Here is an 18,745-nt window from a genome sequence, read left to right as displayed (position 1 = left end):
GTCGACGCCGCACGACGGGAGTGTCCGGGTCCTGGGGTTGCCCAGTGCTCACAGGCGAATCCTGAGCGTGCACGACGGAGTCGTGACGGTGCGGGTTGGGGGAACACCGCGAGGTCGCTGGCCGTTCTATCGGAAACGATCGCGACCGCGAGGGAGGAGCAGGGATCGAAGGGGAGGAAGGAAATGGGGCGTCGGGGGCGCAGAGAAGCGCCGTCGGGGCCGACGGAAGCCAGGCTATGCCCACGCCCCGAGGGTGTCAAGCGGAGCGGGGCTGGATCCAGTGCACGAGGCGGCCCGAACGCGGTCCATCACGGCGATAGGAGTGGAACCGCTCGGTGTCACACGACGTACACGCATCCGGCACTCGGCCGCGAGCCACAGTCGGGATCCCGGCCGCTCCGAGCGCAGCGTTCGCCAATACCCCGAGATCGAGCCACCAGTGTTCGGGCCGGCTCTCGCGGCAGGCCGCGGTCAGGGCGTCGGGGTCGCGGGGACGCAGCGCGTCGAGAACGGGCGCGTCGACTTCGTAGCAACACGGCCCGATGTGCGGACCCACGACGGCGCGCAGCGATGTCGTGGATGCGCCCAGAGCCGCGAGCCCTGCTTCGATCACGCCGGACGCGAGACCGCGCCAACCCGCATGGATCGCCGCCACCGTGCCGCCCTCGGCGTCCGACACCAGGATCGGAACACAGTCGGCGGTCACCACGGCCACGGCCGGGTCGCCCGCTCTGGCGAAGACGGCGTCGGCTTCGACTTCGGCCGCCGCGCACGCCGTCGCCGAGACGACCGCACGGCCGTGCACCTGGCGCGGTCGCACCGTGTCGCGCGGCGCTTCGCTCGTGCGGGTCCCGAAGCCGTGGGCGATGCCGGCGTCCTCGAGCAGGGGATGCGTCAGCGTCACGAGGTCTCTCTTCGTCGAAGTGCGGCCAGGCGCTCGGCGATGTCCTGGGGAGGCTGGGCCTCGAAGCGCATGCGTTCGCGCGTGCGCGGATGATCGATCGCGAGCACGCGCGCATGCAAGGCGGGGCGGTCGAGTCCGGGTTCCTCGCGCGCACGGCCGCGGCGCCCGTAGACCGGGTCGCCCGCGATCGGCAGGCCGACCGAGGCCAGGTGCACGCGGATCTGATGGGTGCGCCCCGTCTCGGGACGAATCTCGAGCCACGAGCGACGACTCACGGGGAAGCGCTCGAGCACGCTCCATGCGGTTTGCGCCTCGCGCGCAGTACCCCGCACCGGACCGCGCGCATCCGAGACGACCGTCATGCGCTTGCGGTCTCGCGGGTGGCGCGCGATCGCGGCATCGATGCGACCGCGGTCGGTCGCTGGCGTCCCACGTACCAGCGCCTGGTAGACGCGCTCGATGCTGTGATCTTGGAACTGGGCCGCGAGAAACTGATGGGCGTCGTCGTCCTTCGCCACGACCAGCACGCCCGAAGTCCCCCGGTCGAGCCGATGGACGATCCCGGGGCGTTCGACGCCACCGATCCCCGCCAGGTCACCGCAGTGATGCAAGAGCGCATGCACGAGGGTCCCGGTCTCGTTGCCAGGAGCTGGGTGCACCACCATGTCGGCGCTCTTGTCCACGACGACGATCGCATCGTCCTCGTAGAGGATCGCGAGGGGAATCGCCTCGGGGACGATCTCGCTCGGAACGGCCGGCGGCGGCTCGGCGTCGATGACGTCGCCCGTTGCGACCTTGCGACTCGGGGCCGCGCGCTCGCCGTTCAGCAGCACGCGCCCCTCGTCGATCCAACGACGCGCCTGGGAGCGGCTCGGCCCGGCGAGGGCCGCGACGGTCGCGTCCAGACGCTCGCCGTCCTCCCCCTCGCCGACCCGATAGCGCGGCGGCGACAACCGCTACTTGCGCGAGAACAGGCCGCGCTTCACGCCGCCCTTGCTCTCTTCGTAGCGCTCCATGTAGGCGCCAGCGACCTGCTTCGGGTCCAGCCCCAGGCAGCCAGCGTATCCCTGGACGAAACCGCGGACATACACCGAAGCCGGTAACCCCTCGTAGCGCTCTTCTTCCAGAAAGCGCAGATACGTCGGGTTCACCTTGGTGACGTCGGCGATGTCCTCGAGTTCGACGCCCTGGCGCAGACGCGTTCGCCGCAGCCGCGCGCCGGTCCAATCCCCGTCCTGCTCGTCGAGGTCCTCCAGTGCATCGAGCGGCTCGAGCGCAGGCGGCGCCGGCTTCTCGGCAGTGGTGGCGAAGACTTCCGGGTCCGAACCCGCCGTGTCGGTGGGCAGGGCATCGTCGCGATCCGAGATCTCGAGGTCGTAGCGGCTGCGCGAATCGGGTTCGCTCAGCGTCTGGTACGCGATCTCGATGCGCTCCCGCAGCACGTCCACGTCGCCCTCTTCGAAGACGGAGTAGCCCGCCAGCGAATCGGCCGAGTAGGTGGAGATCGCGAGCTTGTAGGCGCGCTCGATCTCCTCGGGCTCCGCACTGCGCGGAACGTCGAGGGTCTCGTAGTAGTCCTGATCCGAAAGCGGCTTCATGCAGGCGCTCCCATCGCCTGGGGGGCCGGTGTCGGTGCGGAAGGCGCCACGGGTGTCCGCGGCGCGATCAGTTTGCGCGCGATCCGCGTGAGATACACGGCCGCGTCGGAGCGGGGGTCGATGTCCACGAGCGGGCGCCGCGCCTTCACCGAGGCACGCGCCGAAGCGTCGTGGTTCACGTAGCCCAGGTACTCCGCATCGATCGCGAAATACTTGCGGCAGACGCTGCGCACCGCGAAGCCGAGCTTGATGTCCTCGGCGGTGCGTACGTCGTTCACCACGATGCGCGGCCGGAAGGCGCGCATCACCTCGACGAAGCGGCGCCCTTCCTGGGAATCGAGCGCCTGCACCTCGCGCAGCAGGTCGAGCGGCGTGCGGATCCCCCGCTCGTTTCGCTCGTCCATCGCCATCGCGACGATCTTGCGGACCTCCCCCGACAGCATCGAGAGCCGGAGCCGCCGGTAGAAGGCTGCGCGCATGAACGCGTAGGCGTTCTCGACCGAGGTCGGCTCGGGCGCGATCACGACGACCCCGTCGTCGCCCACCATGAAGTAGTCCATCACCGCCGCGTCGCTGCCCGCGCCGAGATCGAGGATCACGAAATCGGCGTCGAGCTTCCGAAGCGCGCGCACGAAGCGCACACGCAGGGCGTGGCTCGGCTGGGGACTCGCCAGGTTCGGCCGGGTGGCCGCGATCATCCGGAGATTCGGATAGGGCGTGTCTTCCAGGAGCTTCTGGACATCCTCTTCCCGCTCCGACGCGTACTCGGCCACGCTGTGGCGCGGTTTCGGTACGCCCAGCGCCGTGTGCAGGTTCGCCCCTTCGAGGTCGCCATCGACGGCGACCACCCGGTGCCCTGCCTTGGCGAGGGTCGCTGCGAGATTCGCCGCCACGAACGTCTTGCCGACGCCGCCCTTGCCGCCGCCGAACGGAATCAGACGCGGCGTCCTCGGACCGTGCGGTCCGGCGCGAGTTCCGCTGATCACCTCTCACCCCCTCGGTCGCGTCCCCGCGACCCTTCGTCCTCGGAGCTTCGCTTCTCTGCCACCGCCCCCCGGCGGTGCTCCACGAACGCCCACTCTCTGCGCCGCGCTGCGGCGCCTCAGCCTCCGGCCGCGACCCCGCCTTCGGGCGACGCGATGTGCAAGAACGGACGCCACTCGTCGTAGCGCACCTTCGAACCGATGTGCGTGAGCATCGGCGTCCAACTCGGCTTCACCGGTCGCCGCTCGAGGCGCAGGCGCGCTTGTGCCGGTGTGCGGCCGCCCTTGCGTCGGTTGCACTCGATGCACGAGCACACGACGTTCTCCCAGGTCGTGCGCCCACCGAGCGCGCGCGGCACGACGTGATCCAGGTTCAGCTTAGAACGGTGCGGACGCTCGCCGCAGTACTGACACGTGTAGTTGTCACGCGCGAAGATGTTGAGGCGGCTGTAGCGCACGTGACGCCGCGGCACGCGGTCGTAGCCCTGGAGCACGATCACTCTTGGCACCCGGATCGAGCCATCCGGCGTTCCCACCCCATCTTCCCCGTCGGACTCGACGCGACTCCAGGCTTCGAAGTCGAACGTCTCGTACCGCGAGTTCACCGCCAAGGCGGTCCCCTGATAGATCAGCGAAAAGGCACGACGAACCGACGTGACGTGGATCGGAAGGTAGGACCGATTCAGGACCAAGACGTTCGAGTTCAGCATGCCAACCGTCCGGGAATTCTACGAAAATCAGTCGCGTCGATCAACGCAGGGCGGCGTTGACCCCCTCGATCAACGCCTCGTCGTCTCCCTCGAGCAGGGTTCGCACGTCGAAACGCAGCGTGTCGTCCTGGATCCGCGCCAGGATCGCGGGCCGTCCGGCACGCAAGCGACTCGCGACACGCTCGGCGCTGCCTGGGGTTTGCACTTCGACCACCCAGCTCTCGAGGGCGTGATCGGGAAGGGACCCGCCGCCCGCCAGGCCCTCGGAGGGTCGCGCCTGCACCTCGACTCCGTCGGGGACCACGGCCGCCAGGCGCCGCGCCAGGGCTTCCGCCGCATGCTGCAGCGCCTCGGGTTTCGCGAGCAGCGCACGCAAGACCGGAACCTCGCTCTCGGCGCGACCCTCGAGGTGGGCGCGCAGGGTCCAGTCCAGAGCGGTCAGGGTGAGCTTGTCGAGCCTCAGGGCCCGGGCCAGCGGATGACGTCGCAAGACGTCGGCGACCTTCGCCTCCCGGGTGAGGATCAAGCCCGCCTGAGGCCCCCCGAGCAGTTTGTCGCCCGAGAAGCAGACGACGTCGGCACCGGCGGCCAGACGCGCCGGGGCGTGGGCCTCTGCCGGGTAGCCATGCGTCGTCAGGTCGAAGAGCGTGCCGCTGCCGAGGTCCTCTACGAGCGGCAGCCCGTGTTCGCGCGCCAGCCCGGCGAGCGCAGGCAGATCCACCTCGGCCGTGAATCCGCTCTGAGCGAAGTTGCTGCGGTGCACCTTCAGGAGCAGCGCCGTCTCGGGCCCGATAGCGGCGGCGTAGTCGCGCAGGTGGGTCCGGTTGGTCGTGCCCACCTCGAGCAGGCGCACACCGGCCGACGCCATGATGTCCGGGACCCGAAACGAGCCACCGATCTCCACCAGCTCGCCCCTCGACACGACCGCACCGCGGCCTGCGCCGAGGGCCGCCAGCACCAGGAAGATCGCCGCAGCGTTGTTGTTCACGACGACCGCACCCGCGGCACCGCTGAGCAGCCGCAGCTGCTGTTCGACGGAGGAGGTGCGGGAACCGCGCTTCCCCGTCTCGAGATCGAGTTCGAGGTCGCCGTAGCTGCGCGCGACCTGCGCGATCGCCTCGGACGCGCCCACACCCAGGGGCGCCCGCCCGAGGTTCGTGTGGAGCACGATCCCCGTCGCATTGATGACGCGCTGCGGTTGGGGCTGCGTCATGCGGTCGGCCGCGCGCGCCGCCTCGGCGAGGAGCGATTCCTCTGTCGGTGGCGTGTCGGCCTGGGCGAGTCGGGCGCGGGCCTGGGCCAGGACCTGCCGGGACGCCTCCCGCCGCGCCCAGTCGGGCAGCGTCGGATGGGCTTCAGTCAGCGCCCGGGCCAGGCGATCCACCGAAGGGAGCGCCCGACGCGGGTCGCTCTTGACCTCGGGTCGCGGATTCATGATTCTGTGACCATCAGTTTTCGAGCAGCTCTCCGAGTTGCCCCGCGGGAAGCATCCGCTGTCTCCGCCAAAAGTCCGGGCCGAGTTTCCAGAGGCATGTCGCCCTGGCGAGCCTGCGACGCACGAGGAGGCGAGGCAGCGGCGCCGAACGCTTCCCGGGACCGTGGCAACTCAGCAAGGAGATCGGAGCGGATCGGACGGGCGGCGGGGCCGCAGCGTGGGATCCACCTCGATCACGGGGCTGCACCGTATAGAGACTTCCTGTGCGAGTCAACGTTTTCAATAGCGATTTCGGGACATTAGAGAGAGTTCCCGTCCGCTCGGAGAGGGGCTGGACCCCTCCCGATCCCGACTAGGCCCCGCCCCGGGCGTCTGCCGAGGCGCCCACTGACAGACTCTGTCCGAAGCCCGAAAGGCTCGCCAACGCCGGAGGATACGGCGTGGCGTCCAGTGGACATCGATCGAGCGGGGGCCGCGCTGCGGTCTCGAACGAGATCATCATCAACGCAAGCGCGGGAGAAACGCGCGTCGCCCTGGTCGAACAGGGCACCTTCACAGAACTCCACATAGAACGCGAACGCGATCGCAATGTGGCAGGCATGGTGGCCCTCGGGAGGGTCACCCGCGTCCTGCCGGGCATGCAGGCCGCGTTCGTCGACATCGGGCTCGAGAAGGCCGCCTTCCTCTACGTCGGCGACTACCTCGACGGCAACGGCCAGCTCGACGGCGCCGACGACGACCCGCGTCCCCGCCGGGGGCGGCGCGGTCAGCGCCAGATCCCGCGCATCGAGACCCTCCTCGAAGAGGGCCAGGAGATCGTGGTCCAGATCGCCAAGGAGCCGATCGGCACCAAGGGCGCACGGATCACCAGCCACCTCTCGATCGCCGGTCGCCACCTGGTGCTCACCCCGTGGTCGAAGCGGGTGGGCGTCTCCCGGCGGATCGGGTCCGACCGCGAGCGGCGACGACTGCGCGACATCGTGCAGAAGTCGCGACCGAAGGACCTCGGGTTCATCATCCGCACCGCCGGCGAGGGAACCCGCGAGGCCGATATCGAGGCCGACGTGAAGTACCTGTCGGCCGTCTGGGAAGAGATCCAGCGCGCGCGCAAGAGCGCGAAGGCGCCGGCCCTGCTCTACGAGGAGCTCTCGCTCCCGCTGCGGACGATCCGCGACTTCGCCAACAGCAAGACGAAGCGCATCGTGGTCGACGACCCGCCGACCCACGAGAAGATGCAGGCCTTCCTCGACCAGTTCGTGGCCGACCCGAGGCCGAACCTCGAGCTCTACGAGGGCGACCTGCCGCTCTACGACCACGAGGGCCTCGAGTCGCGCATCGACGAGAACCTGGGGCGCAAGGTCTGGCTGAAGTCGGGCGGCTACCTGATCGTGGATCAGAGCGAAGCGCTCACCGCGATCGACGTGAATACCGGCCGCTACGTCGGCAAGCGCGATCTCGAGGAAACGGTGCTCAAGACCAACCTCGAAGCGGTGCAAGAGGTCGTCTACCAGCTGCGCTTCCGGAACCTCGGCGGGCTGATCATCATCGACCTGATCGACATGGAGAGCGCCGAGAACCGCGAGAAGGTCTACCGCGCCCTCCAGGAAGCGCTCCGCTACGACAAGGCGCGCACCAACATCCTGAAGATCTCCGAACTCGGCCTGGTCGAGATGACGCGGAAGCGCACGCGGGAAAACCTCGTGCAGCAGCTCTGCGAGCCCTGCAGCTTCTGCGAGGGACGCGGCTACGTCCTCTCCGCCGAGACCGTGGCCTACAAGCTGCTGCGCGAGATCCGGAAGGACCTGCCGCGCTTCAGCGGCACCGAGATCCAGGTCGCCGTGAACCCGCGCGTCGCGGAGATGTTCTCGGGCCCCGCGCATCGGGCGCTGCAAGCGCTGAGCACCCAGCTGGGTCGCGAGATCCACATCCAGTCGCGCACCGGGCTCCACCAGGAGCAGTTCGAGGTGATCGCGGTCGACCAGGGTCCCGCGGTGAAGATCCCGATCCGCTGGCTCGAGAGCCGGGAGGAGCGGGCCGCTGCCGAGGCCAAGGCAGCCGAAGACGCGCGCCGCGCGAAGGAAGAAGCCGCCGCGAAGGCCAAGGCCGAAGAGGAGGCCCGAGCCGCCGAGGAGGCGGCGCGCGCCCAGGCCGAGGCCGAGGCGAAGGCCGCAAAGGAAGCCGCCCGGGCCGCCAAGCGGGCAGAGGCCGAAGCGGCCCGACGCGAGGCCTCCCCCGGGGCGGACGCCAGCGAGGCGACGCCCGAGACCGCCGCCGTGCCGCCAGCGCCTCTGGCTGCGGGGGGCGTCGCGATGGCCCTGGCCGAGGCCGGCGCCGAGGACGACCTCGAAGAGCCCAAGCCCGAGCCGACCGCGGCCGATGGCTCGGAAGCGGAGGGGGCGGGGCCCGAGGCCCCGGAACCGGCGCCCCCCGAGCCTTCGGCGGCGGAAGCCGTTGACGGACCGGCGGAAGACCCCATACTCCGCGGGCTCCAGAACAGTGAGGAAGTGTGATGTACGCCGTGATCCGCACGGGTGGAAAACAGCACCGGGTCCAGCCGGGCCAGTCGATTCGCGTCGAGCGCCTGGCGGGCGATGTAGGCGATTCGATCGAGCTGCCCGAGGTGCTCCTGGTCGGCGGTGAAGGCGAAGCACGGGTGGGTCAGCCGCTCGTGGCCGGCGCCAAGGCCGTCGGCACCATCACCGCCCAGGGCCGCGGTCCGAAGATCACCATCTTCAAGATGAAGCGCCGCAAGGGCTACCGACGCAAGCAGGGCCACCGGCAGGACTTCACCGAAATTCGCGTCGACAAGATCGAGGGCTGAGCGATGTCACACAAGAAGGGTCAGGGCAGCTCCCGGAACGGGCGCGACAGCAACGCGCAGCGGCGCGGCATCAAGGTCTACTCGGGTCAGCGCGTGAGCGCCGGCTCGATCCTCGTGCGGCAGGTCGGCACCCGCGTGCATGCGGGTGAAGGCGTCGGTGTAGGCCGGGACTACACCCTGTTCGCGCTCGCCGACGGCACGGTCCAGTACGCGAAGAGCCGCGGCAAGCTCGTCGCCAACGTCGTCTAAGACCGGCGAGCGACCGCGCAGCCCCGCACGCCCGAACGCGCCTCGGCGCGGGAGGGATCGGTGCATCCCGGGTAGGATGTCCCGACAACGCCCGGATGCGGCGCGCATCGCGCTCCCGGCGGATGGGTGCATCCCATGGATTCCAACTTCATCGACGAAGCCGTGATCCAGGTCCGGTCGGGGGCGGGCGGAGACGGCTCGAAGAGCTTTCGGCGGGAGAAGTTCGTCCCGCTCGGCGGACCGGATGGCGGTGACGGAGGCCGCGGCGGCAACGTCGTGCTCGAGGCCGACCGCAACCTCGCCACGCTGATCGAGCAGCGGGTCAAGCGCAAGGTGCGCGCCGAGAGCGGCGCGAACGGCGCCGGCGCCAACAAGACCGGCAAGAGCGGTGCGGACCTCGTGATCCGCGTGCCCGTCGGCACCGTGGTGCGCGACACCGAGGACGACCCGGAAACCGAGCCCCTCGCCGATCTGACCCACGACGGCGATCGCTGCATCGTGGCGAAGGGCGGCCGCGGCGGTCGCGGCAACACGCGCTTCAAGACGTCGACGCGTCAGACGCCCGACTTCGCCGAGAGCGGGCGCCCGGGGGAAAAGCGCGAACTCCGCCTGTCGCTCAAGCTTCTGGCCGACGTCGGGCTGGTCGGCTTCCCGAACGCCGGAAAGAGCACGCTGCTTCAACGCATCTCCGCCGCCCGCCCGCGCGTCGGCGCGTACCCCTTCACCACGTTGGTGCCCAACCTGGGCGTCGCCGAGGTCGGCGAGCGCCGCTTCGTGGTCGCCGACATCCCGGGCCTCGTCGAAGGCGCGAGTGAAGGGGCGGGCCTGGGCGATCGCTTCCTGCGCCACATCGAACGCACGCGGCTGATCCTCCACCTGGTCGACGCGGGTACGGCGTTCCTCGAGGAACGCGACCCGCTCGAGAGCTACGAGCAGATCCGCTCCGAGCTCTCGGCCTATGCCGAGAGCCTCGCCGAGCGACGCGAACTGGTGGTGTTGAACAAGATCGACCTGATCCCGGATCGCTCCCAGCTCGACGCAACGATCGAAGTGCTCGAAGGCCGGGGCTGTTCCGTCTTCCTGCTCTCCGGCGCCACCGGAGAAGGCGTCGAACCCCTGCTCGCCGCCGCGGCACGAGGCCTGGACGAAGTCGACGCGGAGGCCGCCGCGTGACCGACGCGAAACGCGAAGCCCCGCGCGCGGCGAAGCGCGTCGTCGTGAAGATCGGCAGTGGCCTGCTGACCCGCGAGGGTCAGGTCGACACGGCCGCGTTCGGTCGCATCGCGAAGCAGATTGCGACGCTGGTCCACGGCGGGCGCCAGGTCGTGCTCGTCTCGTCGGGCGCCATCGCCGTCGGCAGCAACGCGCTCGGCTGGGACCACCCGGGACGCTCGATCCCCGAGAAGCAGGCCGCGGCCGCGGTCGGGCAGACCGGCTTGATGGAGCTCTACAAGCGCCGCTTCGCCCGGCACGAGCTCGACGTCGCACAGGTGCTGCTCACCCGGGTGGGGCTCGAACAACGCGAGCGCTTCCTCAACGCGCGACACACCCTGCAGACCCTGCTCGACCTCGGCGTCGTTCCGATCGTGAACGAGAACGACACGGTCGCCACCGAAGAGATCCGCTTCGGCGACAACGACAACCTTTCGGCGACGGTCGTCAACCTGATCGGTGCGGACCTGCTGATCATCGCGACCGACGTCGACGGCCTCTACCGCGAGCCTCCGGAAGACGGAAAGCCGACCCCTCCGCTCTTCGACGTGATCGAGCGCATCGACGCGCCTGTGACTCGCGCCGCCGCAGGTTCCCAGCGCGCGTTCGGGCGCGGCGGCATGCAGACGAAGCTCGAGGCCGCGAAGGCCGCGCAGCGCGGCGGCGCCGCGACCGTGCTCTGCAACGGACGCACGAAAGACGTGCTGCTCCGCGTGGCCGATGGCGAACCGATCGGAACGCTCTTCACCACCGGCGATCGACTCGCCAGCCGCAAGCACTGGTTGGCCTTCACCACCCGCACGCGCGGCGAGATCACCGTCGACGACGGTGCCGTCCGCGCGCTCGTCGAGCGCGGCAAGAGCCTCTTGCCCGCGGGCATCACGGGCATCCGGGGCGAGTTCGGCATCGGAGATCCGGTGGCCTGCCTCGACACCCGTGGCGTGGAAGTCGCGCGCGGCCTGGTCGCCTACTCGTCCGACGCGATCGAGCGTATCGCCGGGCTCCCGACGCGACGTATCGACCAGGTGCTAGGATATTCGAACGGCGGTGAAGTGATTCATCGCGACGACCTCGTGCTCACCGCCGAGGTCTGACCCTCCCACAGCCTGCCCCCGTCGAAGCTGACGCCGAAGCGCGCCGCCTCTCGCGCGGGTCCAGTCCCTGCCGGCGGCCCCGCCGCTCGACCCCCGACTCGAGAACGCCATGAATCTTCAGGAGATGATCCACGACATCGCTGGGAAGGCGCGCACCGCCTCCGAGCGAACCGGGGAGCTCAGCGCCGCCCAGAAGAACGCCTGGCTCCTGCGCAGCACCGAGCGCCTCGAAGCCGCGCGCGAGAAGATCCGCGCGGCGAATGCCGAGGACATGCAGGAGGCCCGCGAGAAGGGCGTGGCGGCCCCCCTGGTCGGACGCCTCGAGCTGGCCGACGGCAAGTGGAAGGACATGCTCCAGGGCCTGCGCGACGTCGCGGCCTTGCCCGACCCGGTGGGCCGGATCGAGCAGAGCTCGGTGCGTCCGAACGGGCTGCTGGTCGGTCGCATGCGCATTCCGCTCGGCGTCATCGGCATGATCTACGAGTCGCGGCCGAACGTCACCGTCGACGCCGCCGCGCTGTGCGTGAAGGCGGGGAACGCCGTGATCCTGCGTGGGGGTTCGGAAGCGCTTCGCTCCAACCTCGCCCTCGCCGACGAGCTGCGTGCCGCGGCGCGCGACACCGACGTGCCCGAGGACGCGATCTCGGTCATCCCGCGCACCGACCGCATGGCGATCGATCACCTGCTGCACGAGGACCAGCTGGTCGACCTGATCATTCCGCGCGGCGGTCCCGGGCTGATCCGCAAGGTCGCCGAGACCTCGCGGATTCCCGTCATCAAGCACGACGCCGGTGTGTGTCACATCTTCCTCGACGCCAGCGCCGACGTCGCAATGGCCCGCGACATCGTGCTCGACTCGAAGCTGCGCCAGATGGCCGTGTGCAACGGGCTCGAGACGCTGCTCGTGCATCAGGAAGCCGCGGCGCGCGTCCTCCCCGATGTCTTGAAGGCGCTCCACGAAGCCGGCGTCGAGATCCGCGGCGACGATGCGACGTGTGAAGTCTATGGCGACACGGTGCCCGCGCGCGAAGCAGATTGGGCCGAGGAGTACCTCGCACCCATCGTGGCCGTGCGCGTCGTCGCCGACATGGACGCGGCGATCACCCACATCCGCCGCTACGGCTCGGACCACACCGAGATCCTGGTGACCGAGAGCTATGCGAACTCCCAGGCGTGGCTCCGCCGGGTGAGCTCGTCGACGGTGGGCGTGAACTGTTCGACGGCGTTCGCCGACGGCTTCCGCCTCGGGCTCGGCGCCGAGATCGGAATCTCGACCTCGAAGCTTCACGCCTACGGGCCGATGGGGCTCGAAGGGCTCACGACCCTCAAGTTCGTCCTTCAGGGGAACGGTCAACTCCGCGAATGAACCGCTTCGGGGTCCTCGGGGGCACGTTCAACCCGATCCACTTCGGCCACCTGCGCGCCGCGACCGAGGTGGCCGAGCGCCTGGAGCTCGAACGCGTGCTCCTGGTGCCGTCGGCCCAGCCGCCGCACAAGCAGGGCTCCGGGGAAGATCCGGTCGCGCCGGCGGAGCTCCGCCTGGCCTGGGTCGAGCGCGTGTGTACCGACGACCCGCGCTTCGAGGCGTGCGATCTCGAGGTGCGGCGCGGCGGTGCCTCCTACACGGTCGACACCCTGCGCGCCCTGGCCGAGCAGCATCCCGGCGCCCGACCCGTCTTCCTGATCGGCAGCGATGCCTTCATGTTGTTGGGCACCTGGCGCGAACCGAAGCAGCTGTTCGGTCTCGCCGACTTTGCGGTGATGACCCGGCCGGGCACCCCGGGTGACCTGCGCGATTGGATTCCCGAGGCAATGCGCCCCGACTTCGAGATCGCAGCGAGCGGCCAGATCGCCACCCACCGGGCGACGGGCGGCGCCGTCTCGGCGGTCTCGATCTCGGCCCTCGAGATCTCGTCTTCGGACATCCGGGCGCGCCTGCGCGAGGGCCGCTCGATTCACTACCTGGTCCCCAGCGCCGTGCGCCGAGACATCGAGGCCCGCGGCGTCTACGCTCTAGGGGAAGGTTGAACGTCCCAGAAGTCGGGCTTCCCGGAAGTTCGACGACCCAGAAGCAGCCGAGGAACGAAGCAGGAGCGTCATGGCGGAGCGAGCGGAACAGCTGGAACGCGCAGGCTGGATCATCGAAGCAGCGCAGGACAAGAAGGCGGTCGAGCTGGTCGCCCTCGACGTCCGCGAGCTCACCTCCTACGCCGATACCTTCGTACTCGCGACGGGCACGTCGGACCGACACGCACGCTCGGTGGCCGATTCGATTCGCGAGGCGGCCTCGGTGCGCGGCGAGAAGCCGATCGGCGTCGAGGGCTACGACGAAGCGCGCTGGGTGCTGATCGACCTGGGCGACGTGATCGTCCACGTCTTCCAGCCCGACGTGCGCGAGTCCTACGACCTCGAGCGGCTGTGGAGCGACGCGACCTCGCTCGACCTACCCGCCCTCGCCGCGGCCGGCTGAGTCGAGGCCGGCGCCACCGCCGCGCGCAGCCATCTCCCGCGCGAGGCCTTGGACCTCGCAGCTCGCCGTGCGCGTACACCAGGCCGGCACCCAGGCGTGGAGCCAGCACGCCAGCCCCGCCCGGATCAGGCGCCCCCCAATGCGGGCCGCCGCCCACCAGTGCTCGCCGTAGGATTCCCCGACCTGGCGCGGGTGCGCCTGGAACCAGGCGACCCAGGCGGACGCGAACGGCGTAGGGATCGGCGAGCGCATACAGTGAGTATCGGATCGTTGCTGCTCGAAATTCTCTCAAAATCAGGGAAGAAAGAACGTAATCTTGGGAGATTATGATACGCAGGCCCCGGGGACCCAGCGGGGCTAGCCTGGCGGACCCGGTCCTGGGTTCTCGCCATGAAGCGCCTTCTGGCCCGCACCTGGGCCTCGCTCCGTCCGCGCCCCGGCGACCTCGCCGCCCTGTTCCCGCGCGCCTGTGCGGGCTGCGGCGGCCGCACCCCCGCAGAGCACGCGGTGGTGTGTGCCGACTGCCAGCGGGGCGTCCCCTGGATCGCCACCTCGGTCTGCCCCCACTGCCAGGCCCACGAGGGCCGCGGCGACGCCTGTGGCACGCGTCCAACCGGGGATCCCCTCGGCGGCGCCATCGCCGCGGCGTGGTGGGAACCGCCGGTCTCGGATTGGATCGCGGCCTTCAAGTACCCGGCGCGCGGCTGGCGGGGTCTCGACCCCAAGCCCGAAGCCGCGACGCGCTGGCTGATCGAAGCGGCCGTGGCCCGCACGCGCGGCGCGCCGGACCTCGTGGTTCCCGTACCGCTCCATCCGCGCCGTGTGCGCGAGCGCGGCTTTCAGCCCGCTGGCCTCCTGGCGCAACACGTGGCGCGACACCTGGGCGTCCCCGTGTCCGTGGATGCCCTGGTGCGCACCCGCGCCACGCCCAGCCAGACGGGGATGAGCGCCGCGGCGCGGCGTCGCAACCTCGCCGGCGCGATCGCGTCCCGGCGCGCGCTGTCGGGAACGCTCTGGATCGTCGACGACGTCGTCACCACCGGCGCAACGCTTCGGGAAACCGCGCGGGTGGCGCGTGCTGCGGGGGCCGAGCGGGTGGTCGGCGTGTGTGCCGCACGCACGGCGGCGCGCGCCGACTAGGCGTCGCGCTTCGTCGCGTCGACGGTCTGTTCGATCACCTCGATCAACCGCTTCGGGTCGACGGGCTTCTTGAAGATCACGCCCTCGAGACCTTCGATCCGACTGCGCTTGATGATGTGGTCCCGGTCGTAGTGGAAGGCGGTCATCATCAGCACCGGCAGGGCGGGACGCGACTCGCGAAGCCGGGTGTAGAGCTCGTAGCCGTCCATCTCGGGCATCACGACGTCCGAGAGCACCACGTCCACGGCTTCTTCCTGGGCGCAGCGCAGGCCCGCCGCGCCATCGTTGGCGGTCGTCACCTCACAGCCGGCAGCGCTCAGGATCTCCTGAATGGAGTGACAGATGCCCAGATCGTCGTCGACCACGAGTACCCGCACCCCGGAGAGCTTCGGCGCCTCGGGGAGCGCGCGCCGCTCGCGCAGGTCGATCATCCGCGCCGGTCCCGCGTAGGCGATGGTCTCGTAGCTCTCGGTCTCGACCATCTCGCCCAGGCGCGACAGGATCCCGGAGATGCGCTCGATCTCGCGGCGCATGGCGTCGATCCGCTCGCACTCGACGCTGGCGTCTGCGTCGCCGGCGAGCTGGAACACCTCGCGCTCGAGCAACTCGAGCTGATTCACGATCACGCCCAGCGGGTTGTTGATCTCGTGGGACAGGCCGATTGCGACCTCACCGAGGGTGGCCAGCTGGTCTTTCCGGAGGATCTGGGTCAGATCCTTTGCAAAGCCGATCGTGCCGTCCTCGGCTCCCTCCGCGTCGTGGAGGAGCGTTCCAGAGATCGCTACCGGGATCTCGTCACCGGCCTTCGAGCGGAACACGGTCTGCAAGCTGTCGCAGACACCGGCGCCGCCGTGTCCCGGCTCGCGAATCGCCTTCATCACCCGCTTCGCCTCTTCCAGCGAGGGGTACAGCGATACGACTTCCTGCCCGAGGATCTCGGCCGACCGGTAGCCCAGGATGCGCGACGCGCCGTCGTTGTAGTAGACGACTCTCCCCTCGCGACTCGTGGCGACCACGATGTCGGTGGATCGCGCGATCAGGCGCTCGAGGTCCTCTTTCTTGAGGCTCATGGGCGCACCAGTCTAAACCCTTTTGGGGTCGGCAAGGCAAGTGGTCGGGTCAGGCCAGCCCACGCTCCGCGAGCCAACGCTCGGCGTCGATGGCCGCCATGCAGCCCGTTCCCGCGGCGGTGACCGCCTGACGATAGATCGGGTCCATCGCGTCCCCGCAGGCGAAGACCCCTTCGCTCGAGGTGTAGGTGCCCTTCGTCGTCTTGATGTAGCCGGTGTCGTCGAGGTCGATCTGGCCGGTAAACAGATCCGTGTTCGGCTTGTGGCCGATCGCGATGAAGAGCGCCTCGACCGGCACCTCGCGCTTCTCACCGGTCTGGGTGTCGAGCAGCCGGACGCCGGTCACGAACTCGTCGCCCAGCACCTCATCGACCTCCGAGTTCCAGGCGAAGGAGATCTTCTCGTGATCGAGGGCACGCTCCTGCATGATCTTCGACGCACGCAGGGCGTCGCGGCGATGCACGACGGTCACCTCCGTCGCGAAGCGGGTGAGGAAGAGCGCCTCTTCCATGGCCGTGTCGCCGCCACCGACCACCGCCATCGGCTTGCCGCGGTAGAGCGCGCCATCGCAGGTGGCGCAGGCCGACACGCCCTGGTTGGTGAGCCTCTCCTCCGACGGCAGGCCCAACCAACGCGCCGACGCACCGGTGGCCAGGATGACCGCGTCGGCGCTGAAGCTGCGCGAAGCCGTCTTGATCTGGAACGGGGGCGCGGTCAACGAGACCTCGGTCGCGTCTTCGAGCAGCACCTCGGCGCCGAAGCGTTCGGCCTGCTTCTGGAAGAGCTCCATCATCTCGGGCCCGGTCACGCCGTCCGGGAATCCCGGGTAGTTCTCGACGTCGGTGGTCAGCATCAGCTGCCCGCCGAACTGGAGTCCCGCCACCACCACCGGCTCGAGCTCTGCCCGAGCGGCGTAGATCGCCGCGGTATAGCCCGCCGGCCCACTGCCGACGATCACGACCTTTCGATGTTCCGTATCGCTCATGCGTTCCCCTGCAAGAGTGCGTCCAGGCGGCCCGCGGCATCGAGGGCCATCAATTCGTCACAGCCACCCACGTGATCCCCGTCGATCCAGATCTGGGGGACGCTCGTGCGTCCGCCCGTGCGCTCGATCATCTCCTGGCGCCGACCGGGCTCCTCGTCGAGATCGACTTCATCCCAGGTCACCCCCTTCGACTCCAACAGCGCTTTCGCGCGGTTGCAGTACGGGCACCAGGAGGTCGCGTAGACCTGAATCTTCGCCATGCCGTTTCATGCCTTTCCGCGGGCCGCGGGGCCGCGCGACAGAATAGAGATTCGATGCCGGGCTCACCAAAGGGGTGCAGCCACGGGCCCGCGCGGAAGCGGGCGCCCGGCTAGAGCGGCTCGGTGATCGGCAACTCCTCCCACATCAGCTGCAGGAACGTGCCGATGAAGAACGACATGAATGCCATCATCATCACCGCCGACGGGAACACGTAGAGCGGCTCGACCCCGAGTGCGACCGGGAGCTGCCCGATGAAGGGGTCCGCCGCGGCGCGCAGCGACTCGACGCTCATCTCCGCGTCGCCTCCCTGCCAGTTGCGTGCAGCCATGAAGCGACCGATCACACCGGTCAGGATCACGCCGATGCCGGACGCCTGTAGTACGCCCAGCAGGAAGATCTGTCGGGCGCGGGCGATCGCGGCCTGGCTCTCGCCGAGCCGACGCTGCACCTCGATATAGATGTAGAGCAGCGTGGTCGTCCCCAGTAGCACCACGATCAAGAGCAGCGTGGGCCAGGGACGTGCAGCGAGGCTCCACACCTCGTCGATGAAGAAGATCGGCAGGTAGCCGACGATGATTCCCGCCATGATGCGGGGCACCGACGCGTGGAACAGGGTGAGGTCCCGTTTCCACAGGAACCGGTAGAACAGGAACCATCCGACCAGCAGACTGGTCACTCCGATCTGGACCGCGGAGAGCCAGTCGAAGAAGCGCGGTGCCTCGTCGTAGAAGAAGGCCGCGAGCGCGAAGGGCCCGACGATGGCCGTCAGCACCGCCACGTAGCTGCGCGTGCGATGGCGCGACAACACGCTGTCCGTATCGTCGCGGCGGTTCGCGATGTGATCGGCGTGCTGGATCATCGATGCCGCGTGATGGATATCGTACTGGCGCAGGAACCAGGCCTCGAGCCGCCCGAGCAGGCGCACCACGTCGCGGTTGCCGCGGCGCCGCAGGTAGGGCGTGAGGTCCCGGCCGCGCTCGACGACGTCGCCGCCCTCCCGATGGATCACCGCCATCACTTCGGTCTCGCGCGACGCGAAGGGCGAGTTCTCGCTCTCGAAGGCGCCGTTCGACTCGTCGAGACAGACCTCGTCGAGCCAGCGGTAGAAGGCGCGTTCGCTGAGCCGCAGAAGGATGCGCTCTCGGGTCTCCGTGTCGTCGGATTCGAGGGCGTGGGCGAAGCCGGCCTCGGAGAGGTCGTCGGCCGGGTCGACAGGATCGAGCGCTCCGCTGACGTAGCCCTGGAGCGTCTCTGCCGACACCCGGCGCCGCACGAGCGCGTCGAGGCCGCGGTAGAGGAGCTTGCGCAGGTGGAAGACCGAGAGCTGCAGTCCGGGCTGCTCGGTGTGGAGGCGCTCGTCGGCGAAACGCACGACGAGCTCACTCAGCAGCGCCATGTCGGCGTAGACGTTCTCGAGCCGCTTCGGGTCGAGGCGTTCGTCGGTTTCCAGTCGGTCGAGCACGCCCTCGAGGTAGCGCGGTAGCGCCAGCACCAGACGCGAGACCAGGAGTTCGGTGTCGCGCTTGCGGGCGCCGGGCGCCAACAGCCGCGGATTCTCCGAGAGGTCGACCAGCTGCAGGAAGAGTTCGGCAGGATCGTGGCGGGCGATGTGGAACGAGAACGTCTCGGGGAAGACGCGCTCGAAGCCCTCGCCGCGATCGCACTCGAAGCGCACCTCGCGCGCGTGGAAGGCATAGGTGAGGCGGAAGGTCAGCCGCAGGCGCTCGACGCGCAGCTCGAGCCGGTCGAGGATCGATGTGGAGCGCGTCACGGCGTCGCGATCGGCGGCTCGGGGCGCAGCGCGCGACACACA

20 protein-coding genes are annotated in these 18,745 nt (G+C 69.4%); 9 read left to right on the top strand and 11 right to left on the bottom strand.

Features of this window, described 5'->3' with window-relative positions:
- Positions 1-256 precede the first annotated feature (256 nt).
- The 6 genes from AAF430_07780 to selA all read right to left on the bottom strand — a co-directional run bounded on the left by AAF430_07780 (position 257) and on the right by selA (position 5,630).
- Complete coding sequence (locus tag AAF430_07780; GenBank protein MEM7410115.1) at positions 257-904, bottom strand: polyphenol oxidase family protein; 648 nt, start codon at positions 902-904, stop codon at positions 257-259.
- Positions 901-1,857 carry an RluA family pseudouridine synthase gene (locus tag AAF430_07775; GenBank protein MEM7410114.1) on the bottom strand — a complete coding sequence of 319 codons (957 nt, stop codon included), beginning with the start codon at positions 1,855-1,857 and terminating at the stop codon, positions 901-903. The genes AAF430_07780 and AAF430_07775 overlap by 4 nt, the downstream gene beginning before the upstream one ends.
- Positions 1,858-1,860: 3 nt before the next feature.
- Positions 1,861-2,502 carry a helix-turn-helix domain-containing protein gene (locus AAF430_07770; protein ID MEM7410113.1) on the bottom strand — a complete coding sequence of 214 codons (642 nt, stop codon included), beginning with the start codon at positions 2,500-2,502 and terminating at the stop codon, positions 1,861-1,863.
- Positions 2,499-3,488, bottom strand: a complete 990-nt coding sequence (locus tag AAF430_07765; GenBank protein MEM7410112.1) for a P-loop NTPase — start codon at positions 3,486-3,488, stop codon at positions 2,499-2,501. The genes AAF430_07770 and AAF430_07765 overlap by 4 nt, the downstream gene beginning before the upstream one ends.
- 116 nt (positions 3,489-3,604) lie before the next feature.
- Entirely contained in the window at positions 3,605-4,195 is a 591-nt protein-coding gene (locus AAF430_07760) for an HNH endonuclease (GenBank protein MEM7410111.1), read from the bottom strand.
- Between the two features lie 40 nt (positions 4,196-4,235).
- Positions 4,236-5,630, bottom strand: a complete 1,395-nt coding sequence (gene selA, locus AAF430_07755; GenBank protein MEM7410110.1) for an L-seryl-tRNA(Sec) selenium transferase — start codon at positions 5,628-5,630, stop codon at positions 4,236-4,238.
- A 440-nt stretch (positions 5,631-6,070) separates the two neighbouring features.
- On the opposite strand from selA, the gene AAF430_07750 reads away from it, so the two are divergent.
- The 8 genes from AAF430_07750 to rsfS all read left to right on the top strand — a co-directional run bounded on the left by AAF430_07750 (position 6,071) and on the right by rsfS (position 13,476).
- Positions 6,071-8,140 (top strand): Rne/Rng family ribonuclease, encoded by a 2,070-nt coding sequence (locus tag AAF430_07750; GenBank protein ID MEM7410109.1) that lies wholly within the window; start codon positions 6,071-6,073, stop codon positions 8,138-8,140.
- Entirely contained in the window at positions 8,140-8,451 is a 312-nt protein-coding gene (rplU, locus tag AAF430_07745; protein MEM7410108.1) for a 50S ribosomal protein L21, read from the top strand. The genes AAF430_07750 and rplU overlap by 1 nt, the downstream gene beginning before the upstream one ends.
- A gap of 3 nt (positions 8,452-8,454) precedes the next feature.
- A complete protein-coding gene (gene rpmA, locus AAF430_07740) occupies positions 8,455-8,700 on the top strand; it encodes a 50S ribosomal protein L27 (protein MEM7410107.1) in 246 nt (81 codons plus the stop codon).
- Between the two features lie 135 nt (positions 8,701-8,835).
- Entirely contained in the window at positions 8,836-9,873 is a 1,038-nt protein-coding gene (obgE, locus tag AAF430_07735) for a GTPase ObgE (GenBank protein MEM7410106.1), read from the top strand.
- Positions 9,870-11,006, top strand: coding sequence for a glutamate 5-kinase (gene proB, locus AAF430_07730; protein MEM7410105.1), 1,137 nt, complete (start codon positions 9,870-9,872; stop codon positions 11,004-11,006). Before obgE ends, proB begins: the two co-directional genes overlap by 4 nt.
- A gap of 109 nt (positions 11,007-11,115) precedes the next feature.
- On the top strand, positions 11,116-12,372 hold the full coding sequence (locus AAF430_07725; protein MEM7410104.1) for a glutamate-5-semialdehyde dehydrogenase: 1,257 nt from the start codon (positions 11,116-11,118) through the stop codon (positions 12,370-12,372).
- On the top strand, positions 12,369-13,034 hold the full coding sequence (nadD, locus tag AAF430_07720) for a nicotinate-nucleotide adenylyltransferase (protein MEM7410103.1): 666 nt from the start codon (positions 12,369-12,371) through the stop codon (positions 13,032-13,034). Before AAF430_07725 ends, nadD begins: the two co-directional genes overlap by 4 nt.
- A gap of 70 nt (positions 13,035-13,104) precedes the next feature.
- The gene (gene rsfS / locus AAF430_07715; GenBank protein MEM7410102.1) at positions 13,105-13,476 is read left to right on the top strand and encodes a ribosome silencing factor; all 372 of its coding nucleotides are present in this window, start codon (positions 13,105-13,107) and stop codon (positions 13,474-13,476) included.
- Here rsfS and AAF430_07710 read toward each other — a convergent pair.
- Positions 13,450-13,728, bottom strand: coding sequence for a DUF6356 family protein (locus AAF430_07710; protein ID MEM7410101.1), 279 nt, complete (start codon positions 13,726-13,728; stop codon positions 13,450-13,452). The two genes, rsfS and AAF430_07710, sit on opposite strands and share 27 nt — an antisense overlap.
- A gap of 138 nt (positions 13,729-13,866) precedes the next feature.
- Between AAF430_07710 and AAF430_07705 the strand changes: the two genes are divergently transcribed.
- On the top strand, positions 13,867-14,616 hold the full coding sequence (locus AAF430_07705) for a ComF family protein (protein MEM7410100.1): 750 nt from the start codon (positions 13,867-13,869) through the stop codon (positions 14,614-14,616).
- Here AAF430_07705 and AAF430_07700 read toward each other — a convergent pair.
- From AAF430_07700 to AAF430_07685, 4 genes are all read right to left on the bottom strand, one after another.
- Positions 14,613-15,686 (bottom strand): response regulator, encoded by a 1,074-nt coding sequence (locus AAF430_07700; GenBank protein ID MEM7410099.1) that lies wholly within the window; start codon positions 15,684-15,686, stop codon positions 14,613-14,615. The genes AAF430_07705 and AAF430_07700 overlap by 4 nt on opposite strands.
- 49 nt (positions 15,687-15,735) lie before the next feature.
- Positions 15,736-16,671: a thioredoxin-disulfide reductase gene (trxB, locus tag AAF430_07695; GenBank protein ID MEM7410098.1), complete on the bottom strand. Its 936-nt coding sequence runs from the start codon at positions 16,669-16,671 to the stop codon at positions 15,736-15,738.
- A complete protein-coding gene (gene grxC / locus AAF430_07690) occupies positions 16,668-16,931 on the bottom strand; it encodes a glutaredoxin 3 (protein MEM7410097.1) in 264 nt (87 codons plus the stop codon). Before grxC ends, trxB begins: the two co-directional genes overlap by 4 nt.
- A gap of 110 nt (positions 16,932-17,041) precedes the next feature.
- Positions 17,042-18,703 (bottom strand): hypothetical protein, encoded by a 1,662-nt coding sequence (locus tag AAF430_07685; protein ID MEM7410096.1) that lies wholly within the window; start codon positions 18,701-18,703, stop codon positions 17,042-17,044.
- Positions 18,704-18,745 lie beyond the last annotated feature (42 nt).

The sequence above is a fragment of the Myxococcota bacterium genome, assembly GCA_039030075.1.
In the GTDB taxonomy this organism is placed as follows: Bacteria; Myxococcota_A; UBA9160; order UBA9160; family SMWR01; genus JAHEJV01.
This window is presented reverse-complemented; position numbering and strand designations above follow the sequence as displayed.